This window comes from Lactonifactor sp. BIOML-A5, from assembly GCF_009677585.1.
Taxonomy (GTDB): Bacteria; Bacillota; Clostridia; order Lachnospirales; family Lachnospiraceae; genus Lactonifactor.
The window spans coordinates 267,594-291,534 of record NZ_WKYV01000001.1 but is presented as its reverse complement, the minus strand read 5'-3'; the positions used below and the strand labels follow the sequence as shown (position 1 = coordinate 291,534).

Below are 23,941 nucleotides of genomic sequence, written 5' to 3'. Positions count from 1 at the left end.
GTCAATTGTTGTGTTTAAAAACAAGATTACAGGAGGTATTTATAAAGTGAAAGGTATTATATTAGCCGGAGGTTCCGGTACCAGGCTGTATCCTTTAACAAAAGCAATCTCTAAGCAGATTATGCCTGTTTATGATAAACCCATGATTTACTATCCCCTGTCCACGCTAATGCTGGCCGGTATCCGGGAGATTCTGATAATCTCCACACCAAGAGATCTTCCGGTATTCGAAGAGCTGTTTGGGACGGGAGAACAGCTGGGGCTGCATATGTCATACGCAGTTCAGGAGTCTCCCAGAGGACTTGCAGACGCCTTTCTTGTAGGGGAGAAATTTATCGGATCAGACAATGTGGCACTGGTTCTGGGGGATAACATTTTTTACGGCCAGAGTTTTTCCAAAGTGCTTCAGCAGGCTGCGGGGCGTGAAAAGGGGGCAACCATCTTCGGCTATTATGTCAGAGACCCCCGGGAATATGGGGTTGTAGAATTTGATGAAAGCGGCAGGGCTCTTTCTATTGAGGAAAAGCCGGAGCATCCAAAGTCCAACTATGCAGTTCCAGGACTCTATTTTTATGATAACGATGTAGTTGAGATTGCGAAAAATGTGAAGCCTTCAGCCAGGGGCGAGATCGAAATTACCAGTGTTAACAATGAATATCTGAGGAGAGGTACCCTGCAGGTAGAGACTCTGGGAAGGGGATTTGCATGGCTGGATACAGGGAATCATGACTCTCTTTTGGATGCCGCGGATTTTGTTTCGGCGTTTCAGAAACGTCAGGGGCTCTACATCTCCTGTATAGAGGAAATTGCCTATAAACGCGGGTTTATTAACCGGGAGCAGCTGATTCATCTGGCGCAGCCGCTTTTAAAGACTGCATATGGTCAGTATCTGATGGAAGTGGCGGAAGGCCTGTAGCGTTATTTCGGGAAGAAACACAGGGTAGTTTGGTTTGACAATAATTGATAAAACGAGGTTAACGAAAGATGGGAAAAATAAAAGTAACAACCTGTGAAATTGAGGGACTGAGAGTGATCGAACCTGCGGTTTTCGGGGATGAACGCGGTTATTTTATGGAAACCTATAACTATAATGATTTCAAAGAAGCCGGCATTGATATGCCCTTTGTACAGGATAATCAGTCCTGTTCCAAAAAGGGGGTTCTTAGGGGGCTTCACTTTCAGATTCATTATCCACAGGATAAGATTGTCCGGGTAGTCAGAGGTGAGGTATACGATGTGGCTGTGGATTTGCGGAAGGGTTCTCCCACATTCGGAAAGTGGCATGGGGAACTCCTCTCGGCAGAGAATAAAAAGCAGTTTTTTATTCCGAAAGACTTTGCCCATGGCTTTCTGGTGCTCTCTGAGGTTGCAGAGTTCGCTTACAAATGTACAGATTTTTATCATCCCAACGATGAAGGGGGGATTATCTGGAACGATCCCCAAATAGGGATTGCGTGGCCGATTCCGGAGGGAATGGAATTAACTATTTCTGAAAAGGACCAAACATGGGGCGGATTACAGGATTTTGAGAAATAGGTAAGGAGAAAATTACATGAACATGTTTAGAGAACTGTTGGCGAACAGGAAACTCATATGGAAACTTGCAAAAAATGATTTCAAAACCAAATACTCCGGTTCATATTTTGGAATCTTCTGGGCTTTTGTTCAGCCAATTGTTACCGTATTAATCTATGTCTTTGTATTCCAGGTAGGGTTTAAGGCGCAGCCGACAGATACAGGATATCCGTATGTACTGCAGCTGGTATCAGGCATTATCCCCTGGTTTTTCTTCTCAGAGGCGCTGTTAAGTGCTACGAACTGTCTGTTGGAATATAGTTATCTTGTGAAAAAAGTAGTGTTTAAAATCAGTATCCTGCCTATTGTTAAAGTGTTATCTGCAATATTTGTGCATATCTTTTTTATTTGCTTTGGCGTGCTGCTGTTTGTCATTATGGGGAAGATACCGCCGATACAGTTTGTCCAGATTGTTTATTATATGTTCTGTACGCTGTGCCTGGCCATCGGTCTGAGCTTTTTTACCTGTGCCATCGTGCCATTTTTCAGAGATTTTTATCAAATGGTAAGCATTGCACTGCAGATTGGGATGTGGCTTTGCCCTATTATGTATGATATATCTTTAATCCCAACTAAGATACAGTTTTTTTTGAAGCTGAACCCTGTGTATTATATTGTGCAGGGATACCGTGACTCCTATATGAATGGAATCTGGTTCTGGCACCATGGGACTATGGGAATTTATTTCTGGGTAGTAACCATTTTGTTCGGGATTCTGGGATTCAAAACCTTTAAAAAGCTGAGGGTTCACTTCTCAGATGTCTTATAGGAGGAAACATGAAAAATATTGCAGTAGAAATAAAGAATGTTAGAAAAGTATATAAGCTCTTTGACAAACCTACGGATCGGTTGAGAGAGTCCCTGTCTTTTACCCACAAAAACTATCACAGGGATCACTTTGCTCTGGAGGATATTTCATTGACGGTTCATGAGGGAGAATGTGTGGGAATCATCGGTACCAATGGTTCTGGTAAATCTACCCTTCTGAAGATTGTCACAGGTGTTCTCAATCCTACGGAGGGGAGTGTGACCGTAAATGGAAAAATCAGTGCCTTGCTGGAGCTGGGAGCCGGATTCAACATGGAATACACCGGAATTGAAAACATCTATCTGAACGGAACGATGATGGGCTTCTCAGAGGCGGATATGGATAAGAAGATAGACGACATCATAGACTTTGCAGAAATTGGAGATTTTATTCAGCAGCCGGTGAAAACTTATTCCAGCGGTATGTTTGCCCGTCTGGCCTTCGCTGTGGCTATTAATGTAGAGCCAGATATTTTGATTGTGGATGAGGCGTTGAGTGTGGGGGATATCTTCTTCCAGGCGAAATGTTACCGAAAATTCAATGAGTTTAAAGAAAAAGGCAAAACAATTGTGTTTGTGTCCCATGATCTAAACAGTGTTCTGAAATACTGTGACAGAAGTCTTCTGATTCACCACGGCAAACAGATTGCTGTGGGCAAATCATCGGAGGTTATCGATATTTATAAAAAAATTTTGGCGAACCAGTACGATGAGAACGGGCCTGTGGAGCCTTCACAGGAAGTAAGCGCCGCTGAGAATAAGCCCGAGGAAATCTGGAAGGAAAAGCTGGTCACCAATCCTCAGGTGATAGACTATGGGGAGAAAAAAGCAGAAATTGTAGACTTTGCCATTGTTGATGAAAAAGGGATGATCACATCCACCATAGACAAAGGAAGCAGATGCAAGATTAAAATGAAAGTGTTTTTCCACGATACTGTTCAAAATCCTATCTTTGCCATTACCATAAAGGACAGGAAGGGGACAGAGATTACCGGGACAAATACTGCATTAGAGGATAATAACCTGTCAACAGGCAAAAAAGGAACTACGGCTACAGCGGTATTTGAACAGAGAATTGACCTTCAGGGAGGACAGTATCTGATCTCCTTCGGGTGCACAGGATATGAGCTGGACAGCCTTGTTGTGTATAATCGTTTGTATGATGCCTGCTTTTTGGAGGTATTCTCTGCCAAAAATACCATTGGCTACTATGACATGAATTCCAGCGTTACCTATGAAAAATAAAACAGGATGGATACAAAATGGGTGAGAAAATAGGAAAAGTAAAGATGAACCTGGATTACTATGGAGGGGAAGACCTCTATAGTGACGGTGAGGTGGAGGAGCAGCTTCTTAAGATTGTTAAGAGCCACAGGGAAGAAGAATTTCCTGAGATCATCATGAAGGAGAAATCATGGCCGATTCTGTACCATTTGTCTAAGCAAAGGCAAAATATTATTGAGTGGTATCCTTTTGAACCTGAGGCTGCGGTATTTGAAGTGGGCGCAGGCTGCGGGGCGATCACCGGGGCGCTTACAAGAGCAGTGAAGAAAGTAGTCGCCAATGATCTGTCTAACAGAAGAAGTATGATCAACGCTTACCGGAACCAAAATGCAGGGAACCTGGAGATTATGGTGGGGAATTTTAATGAGGTCTCCGCACATACAGAGGAGAAATTTGATTATGTAACCCTTATCGGTGTGTTTGAGTATGCAGAAAGCTACATGGGCACCTGCAGTCCCTATGACGATTTCCTTACGAAGATTAGAGGCCTCCTGAAGGCAGAAGGCACAGTCATTATAGCAATTGAGAATAAGCTTGGGCTGAAGTATTTTGCAGGCTGTCCGGAAGATCACGTGGGACGGCCCTTCGAGGGGCTGGAAGGATATCCCAACACTAGCGGAGTGAAAACCTTCAGCAAGAAGGAGCTTTCAGAACTCTTAGAGGGCAATGGATTTCATGAGGTTCAATTTTATTACCCGTATCCCGACTACAAACTTCCTACCACCATCTACTCAGATTCGTATCTTCCCAAGGATGGAGAGCTGGTGAATAACCAGAGAAATTTTGATACGGATCGTATTGTGCTGTTTGATGAGACAAGAGCGTTTGATTCAATCATAAAGGCTGGTCTGTTTCCGGAATTTTCCAATTCCTTTTTGGTGACCGCCCAAAAAAGGGGGGAACAGGATGCGTAAAGTAGTATTTGCTAAATTTTCCAAAGAGCGCAGAGAAGAATATCAGATTATGACTCAGGTTATGGAGGGGAATCCAAGAAGGCTGCTGAAAAAGGCTGCATCTCCAAAGGCCGTGGGACATATTCAGAAGCTGGAGGCTTCCTGCAGGATCCTCCTGGAAGAATATAAGGATAATAAAGAAGTTATTATCTGTCCATGCAGTCTGGTTGAGGAAGGCACTGCAGAATTCTCGTACATTGAGGGAGAAAGCATGGAGGAACGTCTGGAAAAGTGTATCAATCAACAGGATTGGGAAGGGCTTCTGGAGGAGATAAAGCTTCTGGAAAGAATTGTCTCTGGTGTCAGGCATGCCGGAGAGTTTGTGAGGACAGATTCTTTTGATGCTATATTTGGAGAGGTTCGGCTGCCGGAGGGGATGAGAGCCGGTGCTGTCTCTAATGTAGATATCATTCCCACGAACCTAATTTTTAGAAACCAATATTACATGATTGACTATGAATGGGTTTTTGATTTTCCTGTACCTTTCTCTTTCATTTTGTTCCGTGCACTGTTCCACAGTGTGGAGATCAGCAAGCTGCCCCGGGAGATGATAGATAAAGTTTATGATACCGTGCATATTTCAGAGGAAGAACGAAGGCTGTATCTGGAAATGGAGATTTCACTCCAGCGTTATATCACAGGGGAATACACAGTCCTGGGGGAACTGTATCGGCGAATGGATCGTCAGTGCTATATGCTGCGGGAACTGGATACTCAGAATGTATTCACCAGAGTACGTCTGACAGCAGAGAAGGAGACGCCCGGGGAAGCGAAGGAACTGTTCAATTACAGGACCAAGGACAAGGAGATTTCACTCAACATTCCGCTTCAGAATACGGGCATTCAGAGGCTGTTCTTGTACCCGGAGGAGAAAAGCTGTATCCTGGAACTCACAGAGGTGGCTGCCCGGACCGGGGAGGACTGGACTCCAATTTCCCTGGAACAGCATAACGGTGCCCTGGTCAGAGAAAACTGCATCTATTTCCTGGACAAACCTTTTATGATTATTGAGAATGAGGACTATGATGAAGTGGGAGTGAAATACCGTATAATCTTCAAAACTGCGGAGGATGCTAAGAGAATGTCGGAACTGGTGCTAAATATCCGTCATTTGCAGGATAAAATCAAAAAGATGGAGAATACCAAGGTCTGGAAGGCATACAGAAAATATAAGGATATGAGAGAAAAGTAATTGGAGGCTATTATGGATGTAACTATTGTAATCCCCACGAAAAACGGAGGAGAACTGCTGGACAAGGTACTGGCGGCAGTATTTTCACAAAAAACCCAATATACCTATGAGGTTATATGTGTGGATTCCGGCTCTAAGGATAACACGCTGGACATCATAAGGAAATATGACTGTAAGCTGTACCAGATTCCTCCCTCTGAGTTCGGTCATGGAAAAACAAGAAATTACGGTGCCTTCAAGGGAACGGGAACCTATATTATTTTTCTTACGCAGGATGCTCTCCCGGCTGCGGAAACCTGGCTTCAGAATTTTATCGACGCTATGAAGCTGGATTCGGATATTGTAGGGGGCTTTGGGATTCACTATCCGTACGAGGACTGTAATATTTTTGAAAAAAGAGATCTGGACGGACATTTTAAGGGATTCGGGCTTGACAATACCATATACTTTCTGGAGGATCCAAAACGGTATAAAGAGGAGGAGGCCTACCGACACAAATTAGCGTTTTTTTCAGATAACAATTCCTGTGTCAGGAGAGATATCTTTGAAAAGTATCCCTATGAAGATGTGAATTTTGCCGAGGATCAGCTCTGGGCAATTAAAATGATTGAGTTGGGTTATAAAAAGGTGTATTGTCCGTTTGCACCGGTATACCATTCCCATAACTATCCTATAGGGACGTATTTTTCCAGATATTATGATGAGTATAAAGGGCTGTATGAACTGCACAGATATAAACTGGTAGAGAAGTGGTATCACCTTCCCCGATATACATGGAATCATATACGGGGAGATTACCATTATCTTAAGTCAATTACACTGCCCAGGAAAGAGAAAGTAAAATGGCTGATTTATTCCATTAGGAAAAATCACTGCAGATATTTTGGAGGATATCTGGCAGGGCGTTATGCAGACTGGTCGCCGAAAAAGCAGCAGAGGATAGACCGGCTGATTTCGCAGCAGTATAAACAGATACATGCGTAAGGGAGTTTGAGTATGAGAATAAAGAGAGGTAAAAAATGGGAAGAGTAGTCAGATTTACAAAAAGAGCCTGCAGCTTTTTAAAACGCAAAGGGATCCGGGGGATCATTGACAAGATTAATGAGGAAGAGATGGAACCTCCTAAGATTGAGACCATTGAATTCTACCGGTATATTATGGACCGCACGGAGATCCCCTTTTCAAAGGAAGCGTACGAGTCACACAAGATGGAGGAAACATACCTTTTAAACTGGGTGATCCCGGAGATGGGGGTTGGATCCGGGGGACATACTACTATATTTCGGTTTGTTTCTAATCTTGAAAATATGGGATTTCACAGCAGGATTTATCTGCACAAATCTCCCAATTTTAAAGACAATGAGAGTCTGAAAGAATTCCTGCGAAAGTATTTCCCTATTCTGGATGAGCGGGTAGAAACCTATTACGATGTATCTCTGGCGGAATATGCACATGCGACCATTGCGACATCATGGAGCACCGCTTATTTTGTCAGGAATTTTAATAATACAATCTCTAAATTCTATTTTGTCCAGGACTTTGAACCATATTTTTATGCCCATGGATCCGAATATGAATTTGCGGAGAATACTTATAAGATGGGATTCCGGGGAATCACGGCAGGGGACTGGCTGAGGGACAAGCTGAGAGAGGAATATCAGATGGAGACCGGAAGCTTTCACTTTTCCTATGAAAAGAAGTTTTATTATCCCAGAGAACGGACAGACAGTGTGCAGAGAGTGTTTTTCTATGCACGGCCTGTGACGCCCCGCCGGGACTTTGAATTGGGCCTACTGGCACTGGACGAGCTTTGCAGACGAATGCCAGAGGTAGAAGTGATCTTTGCGGGGTGGGATATCAGCAATTACAACATTCCCTTTAAACATCAGAATAAGGGGATTCTGGATATGAATGGATTGGCAGAGTGCTATGCCCAAAGTGACTTATGCCTTGTAATATCCAATACAAATCTCTCTCTGGTTCCCCTTGAAGTTATGGCCTGCAATTCTGTTGCCGTATGCTCAAAGGGAGCCAACAGCTCCTGGATGGTAACGGAGGAAAATGCTGTTTTGGTTGACTACGATCCCAATGAAATTGCGGATACCCTGGAATATTATCTCACCCACGAGGATGAGATGGAGAAGTACAGGAAAAAGGGGCTTGCCTATGTAAAGGATACCTCCTGGCTGAAGGAAGCAGAGAAAGTCCGTGATATGCTGAAAAACTGGATCCGGGAGGATGAAGCAAAACTGATGGAAAGCGGGAAATAGATATGGAAAAGCTGCAGCGCATTCTGGAGTACGGAAAAACTTATGGTGTCAGAGAAATGATGAATAAGTCTGCAGAATTTCTCACAGGCAGGAGGATTGCCTATGAAAAGTGGTTCCAGATGCACAGGGCGTCCTCCAGGGAACTGGAACTGCAGAGGAAAGAACATTGGGAAGATGCTCCTCTGGTAAGCATCATTGTGCCTGCATACTGCACACCGGCCCTTTTCTTTCGTCAAATGACAGATTCAGTTATAGCCCAGAGCTATGAAAACTGGGAGCTATGCATTGCTGACGGGAGCGGAAAGGACAAAACAGAATTGGAAGCCCTGGTAGAGAATGCATATGCCGGGGAGAAAAGAATCCGCTACAGACTTTTGGAGGAAAACCTGGGGATCTCCGGAAACAGCAATGCAGCCCTTGCAATGGCTTCCGGAGATATCATTGCATTGCTGGATCACGACGATGTGCTGGCGCCGGAAGCACTCTATGAGATAGTAAAGGCTTATAAGGAAAATCCCGGAGCAGAAATTGTATATACGGATGAGGATAAGGTGGATATGGAGCTTGTGACTCATTACCAGCCGCATTTCAAGCCGGACTTCAATCTGGATTATCTGAGAACGAATAATTACATCTGCCATCTGTTTACGGTCAGAAAAGAGACGGCAGAGACGGCTGGCGGTTTTCGAAAGGAGTATGACGGGGCACAGGATTACGACTTTATTCTGAGGTGCACGGAGGTAGCAGCAGAGATTGTGCACATACCTAAAATATTATACTACTGGAGAATGCATCCAGGTTCCGTTGCCGGGAATCCGGAAAGTAAGGCGTATGCCTACGAGGCCGGAAGAAGGGCGGTGGAATCCCATTTGAACCGTCTCAGCATAGAGGCACAGGTGGAGCACGCAGGCCACTGGGGGCTTTACCGTACCCGCTACGCGCTGACCGGCACACCGCTGGTTTCCATTATCATTGCACCGGTTACTTCTGAGACTAAGGCAGAGGCGTGCAGAAAAAAAATTCAAAGTCGCACGTCATACACCAATTATGAGATCGTGACCCTGGGTGAGGCTGCCAGGGGAGAGTATCTGGTGTTTTTCAGTGAGGATATCACCGTACTGAATGACGGGTGGCTGGAAGAGATGCTCTCTAACTGCCAGAGACCGGAGGTTGGTGCAGTGGGGGGAAAACTATTTTTTCCGGATCAAAGGGTATATTCCGCAGGGATTCTGCTGGGAGTCAAGGGACTGGGTGCCCATGCATTTTCCGGGCTTCCAAAGGAGGAACTGGGATACTGTGCAAGAGCGGTAATGCAGCAGGATGTGAGTGCGGTTTCCTCAGAGTTTATGATGGTAAAAAAAGAGGTATACGATATAGTAAACCAGAATCAGGAATATCTCTTTACAGACAGAGGTCTGGCCAATCTGGATTTTTGCCTGAAGGTGAAACAGGCGGGATATCTGATTGTGTATCTGCCTATGGCAGAGGCTTGTACAGAACGATCTCCGTCTAAGCAAAAGGAGAAAGCTGTGGTTGAGACATCCTGTAATCCAAAAGAAGTGGACAAGTTCTGTGAAATATGGAAGAGTGAGCTTAAGAGAGGGGATCCCTGTTATAATCCTAACCTGACGAAAAAGAGATGTGATTTTTCTTTGGGATAGTGTGAGAAGAAGAAAGGCGGGTAGCAAATATGAAAGTTTTAGTGACAGGAGCAAAGGGCCAGTTGGGTACTGATGTTATGAATGAGCTGGCAAAAAGAGGATATGAGGGCATCGGGGTAGACGTAGAGGAGATGGATATCACAGATCCTGAGGCTGTGGAAACAGTTATTTCAGAGTCTGGGGCAGATACTGTGGTACACTGTGCCGCCTACACGGCAGTTGATGCGGCTGAGGACAATGAAGAGCTTTGCCGGAAAGTAAATGCCTTCGGGACAGAAAATATTGCAAAGGTATGCAAAAAACTGGATGCAAAGATGGTATACATCAGCACAGACTATGTGTTTGACGGAGAAGGGGAACGGCCCTGGGAACCGGATGATCCCAGGCAGCCTCTGAATATCTATGGACAGACAAAATATGAAGGGGAACTGGCAGTAGAAAACAATGTGGAGAAATTTTTTATTGTCCGTATTGCGTGGGTGTTCGGCGTAAATGGGAAGAATTTTATAAAGACGATGCTGAATCTGGCAAAATCACATGATGAGCTGAATGTGGTAAATGATCAGATAGGATCTCCCACGTACACATATGATCTGTCGAGACTGCTGGTAGATATGATAGAGACAGATAACTATGGCTTTTATCATGCGACAAATGAAGGTCTATGTACCTGGTATGAATTTGCAAGGGAAATCTTCCGTCAGGCAGGAGTTAAAGTTAAGGTGAATCCTGTAGACAGTTCTCAGTTTCCGGCAAAGGCAAAGCGTCCTCATAACAGCAGGATGAGTAAAGAAAAGCTTACGGCAAACGGATTTCAGCGCCTGCCGGCATGGCAGGATGCGCTGTCCCGCTATCTGGATATTATTCTGGAGCGTTGACGGAGGTTACAGTTACGAAAGAAAAATGAGGCACCGGAAATACCGGCAGCCTCATTTTAATTTTCGTTTTTATTCTCTTCCGGATTTCTGTATAGATCCCGTATGATGAAGAGAGGTGCTTTGTTGATGCTGAGAAAAACACGTCCGATATATTCTCCCAGCAGCCCCAGCATAATCATAAGCAGACCACCGATTACCAGCAGTACACACATCAGGGAGGCCCATCCCACAATTGGCTCTGGATGGAAGAATTGGCTAATCACAATGTAGAGTGCCCCCAGGAATCCAAGGCAGGAGAAAACACCGCCAGCAATGCTGGCCAGGCGCAGAGGCTTAATGGAAAAGGAAGTAAATCCATTCAGCCAGAGCATGACAAGTTTTCCGAGGGTAAAGGTTGTGGTACCGAATTCCCGTTCCTTATGGTCAATATAGACATTGGCGATTTTATCTGTGGAACGGAGAATTAATCCCCAGATATAGGGGAAACCGCTGTCATACTTCAGTATCTGGTCTACCACAAAATGGGTCATGATAAAGTAACTGCATAAAGTCAGTTCTTTTGGTTTGTTCAGCAGGCAGGTGGCCATGCGATCGTTCAGACGGCTGCCCCAGTTTTTAAAACGGCTGTGTTTCTTCACATGGTATTTGCCAAAAACCACATCGTATCCTTCCTGGATCTTTTCCAGAAGCTTGTGAGCTTCCATAGGGGGATTCTGGCCGTCGTCATCCAGGGAAATGATGTAGTCCCCGGTACACAGGGAGTAGCCCGCCATCAGTGCGGCATCTTGTCCAAAATTTCGGGACAGATTTGCAGCGATTATCTGGGGATGTTTATGGGCAAGCTCCTGGATGACGGAAAAGGTATTGTCTTTGGAACCGTCATTTACCAGTATAATTTCGTAATTATAGTCATCCGCGGGGAATGCCTGAAAAATCCCTTCTACCACATGGCCGACAGACAGCTCTGAGTAGTAGCAGGGAATTACAAATGAAAGTTTTTTATCATATTTCAAGGGAATTGCCTCCTCTTTCTCTAATCCTTGCAGGGGTTATTATAGCATAGGAAAAAATGGAAAGAAAGGGGCAAGAGAGGAAGCTTAAAGATTTTTAAGAAAGATTTAATTAAATTTTAGACACAGTATGATATGATAAGGAGCGGGTATTTAGGGAGAAAATTAAAATAAGGAGTATAATTTATGAAAGAGTATCTGTTGAAAAATGAGGGGAGAAACTTAAACAGGTTTTTTATTGCTTTTGTATTTGTGTTTGTGCTCATGTGGGCATTTATTATACCGTACAATAATGCACCGGATGAGTATATGCGATATGAGATTCCGCATTTTATTTATAAATATGGAGCTCTGCCTCACGGAGGGGATCCCAGGATCCGGGACCCCTACTGGGGAGTTTCCTATGGCTTTTTTCCTATCTTATCGTATATTTTTTCTGCGGGATTTATGAAGATTGTGAGCTTTTTTTCTGCCAGTGATTTTGCTCTGGTTATGGCGGCCAGGATACCAAGTGTACTGTTTACTACAGGAACGGCAGTTTTTGCCGTAAAAATCGGAAAGAAATTATTTCCGGAATCAGGAAGCTGGCTTTATATTGCACTCTGCATGCTTCTGCCGGAGGCTGTATTTGTGGGGGCATATGTTAATAATGATGCTATGGCTATCTTCTCCACAGCCTTTATCGTATACATGTGGATAAGGGGAATTGAGACCAAATGGGATTATAAATACTGTGCTGGCCTTGCTGTGGGTATGTCATTTTGTATACTTTCTTATTACAATGCCTATGGTTATCTTCTAAGCAGTGCTTTTATTTTTGCCTGTTCTATGTTACTATGTCAGGAGAAAAAGTGGCAGTGGAGTCCTTTTTTGAGGAAGGGCCTGTTTATTCTGGGGATCGTGTTTCTGCTGACCGGATGGTGGTTTATCCGCAATTATATAATTTATGACGGGGATTTTCTGGGCCTGAAGACAAATAACTACTATGGTGATTTGTACGCCATTCCCCAGTACAAGCCGAGCCTGAATCCTAACCCGCATCATACCGGTATGGGGCTGGGGGGAATGCTCTTTGGTCAGCAGTGGCTGCACAAGGTGTTTCAGAGTTTTGTAGGGGTGTTTGGATATATGGATGTCTATCTGCCCCAGGGTATATATGCTGTTTATCTTGTTATATTTACCGGAGGAGCTTTGGGATGTCTGATTCGTCTGAAAAGGCTTTTTACAATCAGAAAAAACAGAGAATGGGTCATGGAGGGCTTTTTCCACATTGGGATGCTGGCGGCCATAGGCATCACCAATTTTCTAAACCTTTATCATTCTTACTTTGTAGATTTCCAGCCCCAGGGAAGGTATAGTCTGCCAATGCTGATTCCATTTATGTTTTATGTAGTATATGGAATTAAGACCTTGGCACAAATAATGATAAAAGATGGGAAAAAGCAAAAAGCTGTGTATGGACTCCTTGTTGTGTTTGTTGCAGCTGTAGCTTTGTATAGCTTCTTTGGTGTTATATTCCCTAAATACGGGTTTGTACATTTTACGTAATCTAAAAGGAGAACAACAGTGAAAAAAATATCACCCATACAGATTATAGTACTGCAGCTGGCGGTTATCATTTATACATTTGAGACCGTGGCTGCAAAGTTTGCCTCAGGCTATCCCTTTTTGTCCTGGGGATTTATCCTGTGTTATGGGATCCAGATGGGCGTTCTGGGAATATATGCTGTCGTCTGGCAGCAGGTGATAAAGCGTGTGGAACTATCTGTGGCCTATGCCAACAGAGCGTTTGCAATATTCTGGTCCATGCTGTGGGCAGTTTTATTTTTTAAGGAAACCGTAACTCTTCGCAATTTACTGGGCGTTGGGATTATATTTGCAGGGATAATGGTGGTGAATACAGATGACAGTGAATAATTATTATTTATTTCTGGTGGCAGCGGTGGTAGTGGCCGCCTTTTCTCAAGTGCTGCTGAAGAAGAGTGCCGGGAAGGTCTACCCTTCGATTATACGAGAGTATCTTAATATCCATGTAATTGCTGGGTATGCACTGATGATTCTATCTACTTTACTTACCATTGCTGCGTACAAAAAAGTAGACTTTAAGAATGGGCCTGTGGTTGAGTCTTTGGGATTTATATTTGTAATGGTACTCAGCTGGGTGTTCTTTCAGGAGAAGATCACGAAGAGAAAACTATTGGGGAATCTTTTGATTTTGGTGGGGATTGTAGTCTTTTACTCCTGAGACTATGCATGGAATCTTGCAAAAGCCTCTGGATAATGCTAGAATACTGTATCAAGTACACAAATGTCTGCTCCTGGCAGGCGATATATAAGGAAAAACATTATGAGTGAAAATAATAATATGCCCTTGGGAGGAATAGAGTGGAGCAGAGTATTGAAAAAGCTCTCTCCTTATACTATCCAAAAGGGGCTGAGATATCTGAAGCATTACGGATTAAAGGAATTCTGGGTTCGGCTCAGCGAGCGGTTTGAACCTGAGGAAATACCTTACGGGCCCTGGTACGAACAGTACATACCAGGAAAAGAGGAACTGGAGCTGCAAAAGAGTAGACATTGGAATAAGAAATATAAAATTAGTGTGGTAGTGCCGGCGTACCGTACGCCGGAGCTTTTTCTGCGCCAGATGCTGGATTCTCTGTTGGATCAGACCTATGATAATTGGGAGCTGTGTATAGCTGACGGCAGCCCGGAGGATAAAGGTATGGAAGAGATTCTGGAGGAATATGCAGATAAAGATTCCAGGATTCATTTTCAGAAACTGGAGAAGAACCTGGGAATTGCAGAAAATACGAACGCGGCTTTTGCTATGGCTTCCGGTGATTTTGTGGGGTTGCTGGATCACGATGACCTTCTGGCGCCCAATGCCCTATATGAGATTGCTGCCGCACTGGAACGAGATGAAATGACAGATGCGGTCTATACAGACGAGGATAAAGTCACTGCAGAGCTGGACGAGCATTTCCAGCCCCATTTTAAACCTGATTTTAACCTTGACCTGCTGCGTTCCAATAATTATATCTGTCATTTTTTTGTGGTGAGAAAAAAACTGGTGGAACAGGCAGGGGGATTCCGCAGAGAGTTCGATGGGGCTCAGGACTATGACTTTATATTCCGCTGTGTGGAGAAGGCCCGGAAAGTGGCACATGTACCGGAGATACTCTATCACTGGAGAACACACAAAGCATCAACGGCAGATAATCCTGCCAGTAAAATGTATGCTTTTGATGCAGGAAAAAGGGCAATTGAAGCCCACCTGGACCGGATGGGAGTGAAGGGAAGGGTAAGCCATACCAAGGACCTGGGGTTTTACCGGGTAGAGTATCCGGTTGACGGAGAGCCTTTGGTGTCTGTGATTATCCCCAATAAAGATGAGAAAGAATCATTAAAGAAATGTCTCGATTCAGTAATGGAACTAACATCTTACTCCAATTACGAGATCTTGATAATAGAGAACAACAGTACTTCGCCGGAGATATTTCAGTATTATGAGGAACTGAAAACGAATGAGAAGATACGTGTCATTGTCTGGGAGGGTGAATTTAATTATTCTGCAATTAATAATTATGCGGTTTCCTATGCGAATGGGGAATATCTGCTGTTTCTGAATAATGATATTACAGTGATTAATCCCAGGTGGATGGAAGAATTGCTGGGCCACTGCCAGAGAAAGGAAGTGGGTGCTGTGGGGGCGAAGCTGTATTATCCGGATGACACCATTCAGCATGCGGGCTGTGTCATTGGGATGGGCGGTATTGCCGGCCATATGTTTGTAAACATGCCCAGAAGCAGGACCGGATATCTCCACAAAGCCTCCGTTCAGCAGGATATGAGTGCGGTGACGGCAGCCTGCATGATGATGAAGAAACACGTGTTTGCTCAGGTGGGCGGCTTTTCCGAAGAGCTGAAGGTTGCTTTTAACGATATAGATCTCTGCCTGAAAGTAAGGCAGGCAGAATATTTGATTGTTTATAATCCTTATGCGGAACTGTATCATTATGAATCAAAAAGCAGGGGGATTGAAGACAACAAAGAAAAAGTACGAAGATTTCAAAGAGAAATAGAATATATCCGCTGTCATTGGGAAGAGATATTAAAAGAGGGAGATCCCTGCTACAATAAAAATCTATCTCTGACGAAATGGAATTATTCTTTGAAGCCAATAGAACGTCTGAAGCATCAGATGAGATAGAAGAGGTAGTATTATGAAGGAAGTATCCGTCGTGATACCTAATTTTAATGGAATTGCATATATGAGAGACTGTCTGGAGGCGCTGAAGGCTCAGCGCTTTACCAACTTTGAGGTAATCGTTGTCGACAATGGATCTTCTGATGGGAGCCGTGAGCTTGTCCAGCAGGAATATCCGGAGGTAAAGCTGATCGCGCTTTCTGAGAATTTTGGGTTCTGCAGGGCTGTAAATGAGGGGATATATGCATCCAGCGCCCCATATGTGCTTCTGCTGAACAACGATACAAAAGCGGAAAAGGATTTTGTGGGGAATTTACTGAACAGCATCCGTAAAAGTCCGAAAAGATTTTCCTGCCAGGGTAAGATGGTGCAGATGCACGATCCCTCAAGGATAGATGATGCGGGGAATTACTACTGTGCTCTGGGGTGGGCATTTGCCAGGGGGAAAGGGAAGCTTCAGGAAATGTATCAGCGTGAGGAAAAGATATTTGCCGCCTGCGGCGGAGCTTCTATCTACCGGAAAAGTATTATGAAAGAAATTGGATATTTTGACGAGGAACACTTTGCGTATCTTGAAGATATAGATATCGGGTATCGGGCCAGAATCTATGGATATGAGAATATCTTTACTCCGGATGCTGTTGTACATCATGTGGGAAGCGGAACCAGCGGCTCCAGATATAATTTGTTTAAGGTACGCTATTCCTCCAGAAATAATATCTACCTGATTTATAAGAATATGCCTCTCCTTCAAATTCTATGGAATCTTCCGCTGCTTCTGGCCGGATTTCTGGCGAAAGAGATATTTTTTGCGGAGAAAGGTTTTGCAAGAGAATATGCAGCCGGGATTGTCAATGGTTTTAGAATCAGCGCAAAGGGAAAAAAGGTAAAATTTTCCGGAAAACATTTGATAAATTATCTGAGAATCCAGTGGGAACTGTATCTTAATATAGTAAGAAGACTGATGCGCTGACAGGACAAGGAGAAAGGAACGTGACGATATGCTGGAATATATGAATAAAAACAGAAAAGTATTTGCGGGAGCATTTCTTTTCTCTCTGGTTTGTTTTGGTTTTATGCTGACACATCATACAATAACCATTGATGAAGAAACGTGGATTCTGGCGGACGGGTCTTCTCTTCTCTGGCTCCTTCAGGGGAGGTTCAGCACCCAAATTTTCAACTGGCTGTTTACACAGAATGGTAATTATGCACCGTTTTTGTGGGACTTTCTGTCAATTGTTCTCTGGAATCTTTCGGGCATTATCTACGCCTACAGTCTTCTGGGAAAGGATTCAGGGGATAAGAGACTGCCTCTTTTCTTTTTCTGTTCGTACTATTCTTCCCTGCCCTTCGTGGTAGGAGAGATTCTTTCATTTTCCATGTTTAATCTGCAGGTTTGTGTGGCTATGGTTTTTACCGCACTTGCTTTTTGGCGGTCTGTTTGCCTGCTAAAGGGCAGCGGAAAGAAGGAAATTCCCGTCATTTTGCTTCTCTTGATCTTTGCGTTTGGGGTTTATCAGGCTCTTATCTGTGTGTATGTTACAGCCGTTGTGGGCTACTGCCTTCTAAACTTTATGGATGGGCGGGAGCGGCTTGGCAGAGAGATTGGGGTATGTGCCTCTCTGTGCATTGGAAGTATTATCATATATTACCTGATTAATATGGGTGTTGTCTTCCTGACCGGAACCGCAGATTACCTGGAGGAAAATTATGTGGGATGGCTGGATGAGGGCGGTCCTCTGAGGGCCCTGTTTATGGCATTTGCTAATATAGCGCGTGTTTCCTTCGGCATTCCAGTGGGAGAAGTAAAGATATACGGAGGAGTGGTTCTCTGTGCGGTGACAGCAGCCTTTGTACTCTTTTCCGTCTGGAGATTCTTTGCGGAAAAAGGGGGAAGAAGAAAAGCAGGGATTCTGTTTTTTACGGCAGCTCTTACGGCAGCTCCGTTCATCCTGTACCTGGTACTGGGGACTTATAAAACCCACGGAAGACACCTTCTTGCACTTCCTTTGGCAGGAGGGATAGAAATCTGGCTGATTCTCTCTGCCATAAAGCGCAGCGCAGCCAAAAAAACAGCGGTTGTTGTTCTTTCCTATCTGCTGTTTTTAAATGCCCGAAACATGAATCTTTTGTTTTACTATGGGAGTATCGGATATGAGCATGATCGGACTGTTGCCAACCAGTTGATGTACGATATAAAAAAGGCGGGCATGGATTATCATAAGAAACCGGTGGTTTTTGTGGGAATGGAAGATTATGATTCTGTTCCAATAGAAACATCTGATACTATCGGAGGCTCTGTCTTTGCATGGGATGACGGCAATATTGCCAGGATGGCTGATTTTTTGGCTACCGAGGGTTACCGGATTATGAAACCTACGCCAGAACAGATCAAAATCTCTCTGGATCAGATGGAGGGAATGAGGGAATGGCCTATGGAAAATAGTATCCGGGAGACTGACGAGACAATTATTGTTTATTTTTCCCAGCCCACCGGGAAGTGGTTTTTGACGAACAATGTTGAATAAGGAAAGACTTAAGAAAATATTTAGTTGCCCTTTGTATGGTTTTATTGTATAGTATTAATGATTAAGATGAAATAGAAGGTGGTAACCATTGATTAAAGACAATCAAAAGCATTTTAACCGCTTGCATGTAGTGATTGATGCTTTTGTAATTGCTGTGTCTTACTGGCTGGCATGGTTTATCAAGTTTGAAAGTCCCTTTTTTCAGAATTCGGTAAAGACATTATCGTTTGAACGTTACATGGCAGCTTTGGTTGTCATCGTTCCGGGATATTTGATTTTATATTATGCATTTAACCTGTATACCCCCAAACGGGTGCAGGGAGGGCGGCTGGAAGTCAGCAATATCGTTAAGGCGAATACCATTGGTTTGTTTCTGCTGATTGTCGGACTTTATCTGATGCGGGAAATTAATTTTTCACGTACTATGCTCTTTATTTTTTACGGTATCAATATTGTGGCTGAGACAATCGTGCGCAATGCTATACGGTTTATTCTCCGTGACATGCGCCGGCGGGGGCTGAATCAAAAGCACATTTTGCTGGTGGGGTACAGCAGAGCGGCAGAAGAGTATATCGACCGTATCATTCAAAATCCTCAGTGGGGATATAAGGTTCGGGGTATTCTGGATGACAGTGTAGAGGCCGGGACCGAATACAAAGGGATTAAAGTCATTGGGAGAATTGAGAATCTTCTGGTAATTCTTCCGGCAAACCGTTTGGATGAAATTGCGATTACCCTGGGTCTAAGTGAATACTTCCGGCTGGAGGAGATTGTTTCTCTCTGCGAAAAGTCCGGCGTTCATACAAAGTTTATCCCAGATTATAATAATATTATTCCTACAAAACCATATACGGAAGATATTTTAGGACTTCCGGTAATTAATATTCGCTATGTTCCATTGTCCAATACCTTTAATGCTATGGTAAAGCGTCTGATGGACATTGCAGGTTCCATTGTTGCAATTGTATTATTTTCACCTGTTATGCTCTTTACGGTGATTATGATAAAAATCACCTCTCCGGGTCCATTGATCTTTAAGCAGGAGAGGGTTGGCCTTCACAACAGAAACTTCTGGATGTATAAATTCCGCTCTATGGATGTGCAGCCGGATGCAGAAGAAAAAAAGGCCTGGACAGTTAAGGATGACCCAAGAGTTACAAACTTCGGCAAGCTGATGCGGAAAACAAGCATTGATGAGCTGCCGCAGCTGTTTAATATTTTAAAAGGGGATATGAGCCTTGTGGGGCCCAGACCGGAACGTCCGTTTTTTGTAGAGAAGTTCAGGGAAGAAATCCCAAGATATATGATTAAACATCAGGTGCGGCCCGGGCTTACCGGATGGGCACAGGTGAATGGATACAGGGGGAACACATCCATTCGCAAAAGAATTGAATATGATTTATATTACATTGAGAATTGGACCATTGGTCTTGACATCAAAATTTTGTTTTTAACCATATTCAAAGGATTTGTAAACAAAAACGCTTATTAGGTTAAGGGGATTGAAAATGGCTAAGAAAAAACTGAATAAGGCCAGCAAGGCCTACAAAAGACGAAAGAGAAGAAGAATATTATTTGGTATTGAATTGCTTATTCTGCTGGTGCTGATCAGTGCACTGTTTGTGTATGCCAAATTAAATCAGCAGCTGGACAAAATCGATACTAAGACCCTTGATATGGAAAAGGTAGAGATTAATGAGGAGGTTGTGCAGAATGAGAAGCTTACCGGCTATATGAATATTGCACTGTTCGGACTTGACTCCCGTGACGGGAACCTGGAAAAGGGGAACAGTGATACTATGATTATCGCCAGTATCAATAATGACACCAAAGAAGTACGGCTTATCTCTCTTTACCGGGATACGTACCTCAATGTGGGAGACGACACTTATACAAAATGTAATGCTGCCTATGCTTACGGAGGTCCGGAGCAGGCGATTTCCATGATGAATACGAATCTGGATCTGGATATCACCCAATATGTATCAGTAAATTTTGACTCCCTAATTGAAGTCATTGATATGTTAGGGGGAATTGAAATTGAAGTTGACGATCAGGAGTATGTCCATCTGAATAATTACTGTGTGGAGCTGAAGGAAATCACCGGAAAAGACTATGAGAAGCTCCCGGGGCCGGGGACTTATAATATGACAGGAATCCAGGCAACTGCCTATGCAAGAATCCGTTATACATCCGGCAATGATTTTACCAGGACAGAGCGACAGAGAGAGGTTATTTCTAAGATTGTGGACAAAGCAAAAACTGCAGGGGTACCTACTCTAATGAAAATTATGGATAAGGTGTTCCCTATGATTTCTACTAACCTGCAGAAAAATGAAATTATCGACATGGGTATGTCCATGCTGTCCTACCAGATTACAGAGACGGCAGGCTTCCCGTTTGAACACACGGAGAAAAAGGTAAAGAAGCAAGATTGTGTAATACCGGATAATCTGGAGACCAATGTAGTACAGCTGCATCAGTTCCTGTTTGCAGATGAAGCCTATGCACCTTCCGATACCATTCACAAGAGAAGCAAGTATACGGTTGAACTGACAGGAATCGGTAAAAACAAATCCGTTGACAGCAGCGGTGACGAGAGCAGTGAAGAATAGAAAATGATCAGTTATAACAGTGACCCGGGTAAACACCCGGGTCACTGTTATAACGTCAGGAAGGAGAAGAAAAGGATGGAAGAGAGCAAGAAAGGCAGAAAAACAGTGGATGTAGTGATTCCTGTTTACAAAGCCGGGGATGAATTTGTAAAGCTTCTTCATGGGCTGGCGAAACAAAGCTATCCCATAGAAAAAATTGTAATCATGAATACAGGGAAGGAATATTGGAAGGAATCCTGGGAGAGGGAGGTTCCTAATATGGAAGTACACCATATCGAAAAGTCCGAATTTGATCATGGAGGAACCAGGGATGAAGCTGTAGGGTATTGCTGCCAGGAAGACATCGTCCTTTTTATGACCCAGGATGCGATACCCGCAGATACACATTTGGTAGAGAACCTGACAGAAGCCTTTGAAAATGATAAGGTAAAAGCAGCCTATGCACGTCAGCTGCCGAACAGCGACTGCCGGATAATAGAGCGGTATACCCGCTCCTTTAATTATCCGAAAACCAGCCGTATAAAAAGCTTAGAGGATTTGCCTGAATTGGGGATTAAGACATTTTTCTGCTCTAATGTATGTGCTGCTTATGACCGTCTTGCGTATGAGAAGCTGGGCGGGTTTCCCCTGCACACAATATTTAATGAAGATATGATTTATGCGGGCCATCTGATTCATAAAGGGTATGCCATTGCGTATACGGCCAAGGCCAGAGTCTATCATTCCCACAACTATGGGAATATCCAGCAGCTGAAGAGAAACTTTGATCTTGCTGTTTCCCAGGTAACTCATCCGGAGGTTTTCGCAAATATAAAGTCGGAGAATGAGGGGATACGCCTTGTAAAGAGAACAGCGGCCTATCTGTGTGCCATACACAAGCCATGGCTGCTTCCCTATCTGTTCTTAAACAGTGGATTTAAGTTTCTGGGATACCGTCTGGGGAAGGCCTACCGCAGGCTGCCCAAATGGCTGATCCGTATATGCACCATGAATAAGGAATACTGGACATTTAAAATGTAATCTGGTATGATAAGCCTGTTATTGTAAAAGGACAAAAAACAAGTACGATTGTACAAACAGGTGGAGGTTAAAAGTATGTGTGGAATTGTAGGATATATTGGCGAACAGCAGGCTGCTCCCATTCTGCTGGATGGACTTTCAAAGTTGGAATACAGAGGATATGACTCCGCGGGGATTGCTGTCTACAATGGAACCGATATTGAGATGGTAAAATCCATGGGCAGGTTAAAGGTTCTGGATGAACTGACACATGGAGGAAGCACACTCCCCGGTACGGCAGGGATCGGGCATACCCGGTGGGCTACTCACGGATCACCTTCGGATATTAATGCCCACCCCCACTTTAACAGAGACGGCAGTATTGTTGTAGTACACAACGGAATTATAGAAAATTATCTGAAGCTAAGAAAAAAGCTGGAAAATAAAGGCTATGAATTTGTGTCAGAGACCGATACAGAGGTAATTGCCCATCTGCTGGACTACTACTATAAAGGAGATCCCCTGGAGGCAATTGTAAAGATCATGCACCGGATGGAGGGCTCTTATGCACTGGGGATTATGTTTCAGGAGCATCCTAAGCAGGTATACGCGGTGCGAAAGGACAGTCCTCTTATTGTAGGTAAAAGCCAGGTGGGAAATTTTATCGCTTCTGATGTTCCTGCTGTCTTAAAATATACAAGAAGTGTATATTTTATTGAGAACGAAGAAATTGTCCGCATGACCAATGACAGTGTGGAGTTTTTTAATGTGGATGAAGAAGTTCTGGAAAAGACGCCTACCACCATTGAGTGGGATATTAGTGCTGCTGAGAAGGGCGGCTATGAATTTTTCATGCTTAAGGAGATGTATGAGCAGCCGAAAGCAGTGACAGATACCTTAAGCCCGCGTCTGAAGGACGGTGATATTGTCATTGAAGAACTGGGGATGACAGACGAAGAGATCCGGGCGATAAAGAAAATATATATTATAGCCTGCGGTTCCGCTTATCACACAGGAGTAACAGCTAAGTATGTGTTTGAAGGGCTGGCCAGGATTCCCGTAGAGGTCGATCTGGCATCGGAATTCCGGTACAGGAACCCTATCTTCGAACCGAATACCCTTGCTGTCATTGTGAGCCAGTCCGGGGAGACAGCGGATTCTCTGGCCGCTCTCAGGGAGGCAAAATCTCATGGAATTAAAGTGCTGGGCATTGTAAATGTGGTGGGAAGTTCTATCGCCAGGGAAGCTGATAATGTCATGTATACCTGGGCAGGCCCTGAGATTGCGGTTGCCACAACAAAAGCATACAGCACACAGCTGATTGCCCACTATCTGCTGGCAATGAAGTTTGCAAAGGTAAGAGGCGAGATCTCGGAAGAAGTATTCCAGGAGATGATAGAAGATCTGAAGCGGCTTCCTGCACAGATTGAGCTTCTGCTGGCGAATAAGGAGAGAATACAGAGATTTGCCAACAGATATCTGGCTACAGAGCATGTGTTCTTTATCGGCAGGGGCATAGACTATGCTATCTCTATGGAGGGATCTTTAAAGCTGAAGGAGATCTCCTATATCCATTCAGAGGCGTACGCGGCAGGAGAATTAAAGCATGGCACCATCTCTCTGATTGAGGAGGGGACCCTGGTGAGCGCGGTTCTTACCCAGGAAGAGCTTTACAAGAAAACCTTAAGCAACGTGCAGGAAGTAAAAACCAGAGGGGCTTTTGTACTGGCTGTTACAAACGCCGGTAATATTGAAATTGAAAAAAGTGCTGACTATGTGATCTACCTTCCCAAGACAAACAAATATTTTGCTAATTCTCTTGCAATTATACCTCTTCAGCTTTTTTCATATTATGTATCTTTGGGCAAAGGCCTTGATGTAGATAAGCCCAGAAACCTGGCAAAATCGGTCACTGTTGAATAGAAAATAAAGAAATTTCCCCTTTCATGATTTCTT

The 23,941-nt window shown here is 43.9% G+C and carries 21 protein-coding genes; 20 read left to right on the top strand and 1 reads right to left on the bottom strand.

All coding sequences use genetic code 11. The annotated features are described in order from the left end of the window. Window positions 1-46 precede the first annotated feature (46 nt). The 10 genes from rfbA to rfbD all read left to right on the top strand — a co-directional run bounded on the left by rfbA (window position 47) and on the right by rfbD (window position 10,620). Window positions 47-916 (top strand): glucose-1-phosphate thymidylyltransferase RfbA, encoded by an 870-nt coding sequence (rfbA, locus tag GKG41_RS01255; protein WP_072853662.1) that lies wholly within the window; start codon window positions 47-49, stop codon window positions 914-916. 68 nt (window positions 917-984) lie between these two features. Continuing rightward, window positions 985-1,536, top strand: a complete 552-nt coding sequence (gene rfbC, locus GKG41_RS01250; RefSeq protein ID WP_154256447.1) for a dTDP-4-dehydrorhamnose 3,5-epimerase — start codon at window positions 985-987, stop codon at window positions 1,534-1,536. Between the two features lie 16 nt (window positions 1,537-1,552). Continuing rightward, entirely contained in the window at window positions 1,553-2,344 is a 792-nt protein-coding gene (locus GKG41_RS01245) for an ABC transporter permease (RefSeq protein WP_072853658.1), read from the top strand. Window positions 2,345-2,352: 8 nt separating this feature from the next. After that, on the top strand, window positions 2,353-3,627 hold the full coding sequence (locus GKG41_RS01240; RefSeq protein ID WP_072853656.1) for an ABC transporter ATP-binding protein: 1,275 nt from the start codon (window positions 2,353-2,355) through the stop codon (window positions 3,625-3,627). Window positions 3,628-3,644: 17 nt separating this feature from the next. Continuing rightward, window positions 3,645-4,580 (top strand): class I SAM-dependent methyltransferase, encoded by a 936-nt coding sequence (locus tag GKG41_RS01235; protein WP_072853654.1) that lies wholly within the window; start codon window positions 3,645-3,647, stop codon window positions 4,578-4,580. After that, window positions 4,573-5,811: a hypothetical protein gene (locus GKG41_RS01230; RefSeq protein ID WP_154256445.1), complete on the top strand. Its 1,239-nt coding sequence runs from the start codon at window positions 4,573-4,575 to the stop codon at window positions 5,809-5,811. Before GKG41_RS01235 ends, GKG41_RS01230 begins: the two co-directional genes overlap by 8 nt. A 12-nt stretch (window positions 5,812-5,823) precedes the next feature. After that, complete coding sequence (locus GKG41_RS01225) at window positions 5,824-6,795, top strand: glycosyltransferase family 2 protein (protein WP_154256443.1); 972 nt, start codon at window positions 5,824-5,826, stop codon at window positions 6,793-6,795. A 35-nt stretch (window positions 6,796-6,830) separates the two neighbouring features. Then, window positions 6,831-8,081 carry a glycosyltransferase gene (locus GKG41_RS01220; RefSeq protein WP_154256441.1) on the top strand — a complete coding sequence of 417 codons (1,251 nt, stop codon included), beginning with the start codon at window positions 6,831-6,833 and terminating at the stop codon, window positions 8,079-8,081. A 2-nt stretch (window positions 8,082-8,083) separates the two neighbouring features. Further along, window positions 8,084-9,742: a glycosyltransferase gene (locus tag GKG41_RS01215; protein ID WP_154256439.1), complete on the top strand. Its 1,659-nt coding sequence runs from the start codon at window positions 8,084-8,086 to the stop codon at window positions 9,740-9,742. Window positions 9,743-9,771: 29 nt separating this feature from the next. Then, complete coding sequence (gene rfbD / locus GKG41_RS01210; protein ID WP_154256437.1) at window positions 9,772-10,620, top strand: dTDP-4-dehydrorhamnose reductase; 849 nt, start codon at window positions 9,772-9,774, stop codon at window positions 10,618-10,620. Between the two features lie 56 nt (window positions 10,621-10,676). Here the strand turns inward: rfbD and GKG41_RS01205 are convergent, their stop codons facing one another. Next, a complete protein-coding gene (locus GKG41_RS01205; protein ID WP_072853643.1) occupies window positions 10,677-11,633 on the bottom strand; it encodes a glycosyltransferase family 2 protein in 957 nt (318 codons plus the stop codon). Between the two features lie 183 nt (window positions 11,634-11,816). Here GKG41_RS01205 and GKG41_RS01200 point away from each other — a divergent pair, with 183 nt between their 5' ends. The 10 genes from GKG41_RS01200 (at window position 11,817) to glmS (ending at window position 23,908) form a co-directional block, all read left to right on the top strand. Next, complete coding sequence (locus GKG41_RS01200; protein ID WP_154256435.1) at window positions 11,817-13,178, top strand: glycosyltransferase family 39 protein; 1,362 nt, start codon at window positions 11,817-11,819, stop codon at window positions 13,176-13,178. A gap of 18 nt (window positions 13,179-13,196) precedes the next feature. Continuing rightward, window positions 13,197-13,547, top strand: a complete 351-nt coding sequence (locus tag GKG41_RS01195; RefSeq protein ID WP_072853639.1) for an EamA family transporter — start codon at window positions 13,197-13,199, stop codon at window positions 13,545-13,547. Then, on the top strand, window positions 13,534-13,875 hold the full coding sequence (locus GKG41_RS01190; RefSeq protein ID WP_084068026.1) for an EamA family transporter: 342 nt from the start codon (window positions 13,534-13,536) through the stop codon (window positions 13,873-13,875). Before GKG41_RS01195 ends, GKG41_RS01190 begins: the two co-directional genes overlap by 14 nt. A gap of 102 nt (window positions 13,876-13,977) precedes the next feature. Continuing rightward, window positions 13,978-15,843, top strand: a complete 1,866-nt coding sequence (locus GKG41_RS01185; protein ID WP_072853637.1) for a glycosyltransferase family 2 protein — start codon at window positions 13,978-13,980, stop codon at window positions 15,841-15,843. Between the two features lie 13 nt (window positions 15,844-15,856). Then, window positions 15,857-16,813 carry a glycosyltransferase family 2 protein gene (locus GKG41_RS01180; protein WP_154256433.1) on the top strand — a complete coding sequence of 319 codons (957 nt, stop codon included), beginning with the start codon at window positions 15,857-15,859 and terminating at the stop codon, window positions 16,811-16,813. A gap of 28 nt (window positions 16,814-16,841) precedes the next feature. After that, window positions 16,842-18,371: a glucosyltransferase domain-containing protein gene (locus tag GKG41_RS01175; protein ID WP_154256431.1), complete on the top strand. Its 1,530-nt coding sequence runs from the start codon at window positions 16,842-16,844 to the stop codon at window positions 18,369-18,371. 88 nt (window positions 18,372-18,459) lie between these two features. Then, window positions 18,460-19,863, top strand: a complete 1,404-nt coding sequence (locus GKG41_RS01170; protein ID WP_154256429.1) for an undecaprenyl-phosphate glucose phosphotransferase — start codon at window positions 18,460-18,462, stop codon at window positions 19,861-19,863. Window positions 19,864-19,879: 16 nt separating this feature from the next. After that, window positions 19,880-20,986, top strand: a complete 1,107-nt coding sequence (locus GKG41_RS01165; protein ID WP_154256427.1) for an LCP family protein — start codon at window positions 19,880-19,882, stop codon at window positions 20,984-20,986. A gap of 75 nt (window positions 20,987-21,061) precedes the next feature. Continuing rightward, on the top strand, window positions 21,062-22,006 hold the full coding sequence (locus GKG41_RS01160) for a glycosyltransferase family 2 protein (protein ID WP_154256425.1): 945 nt from the start codon (window positions 21,062-21,064) through the stop codon (window positions 22,004-22,006). Between the two features lie 75 nt (window positions 22,007-22,081). After that, on the top strand, window positions 22,082-23,908 hold the full coding sequence (gene glmS / locus GKG41_RS01155; RefSeq protein WP_072853625.1) for a glutamine--fructose-6-phosphate transaminase (isomerizing): 1,827 nt from the start codon (window positions 22,082-22,084) through the stop codon (window positions 23,906-23,908). Window positions 23,909-23,941 lie beyond the last annotated feature (33 nt).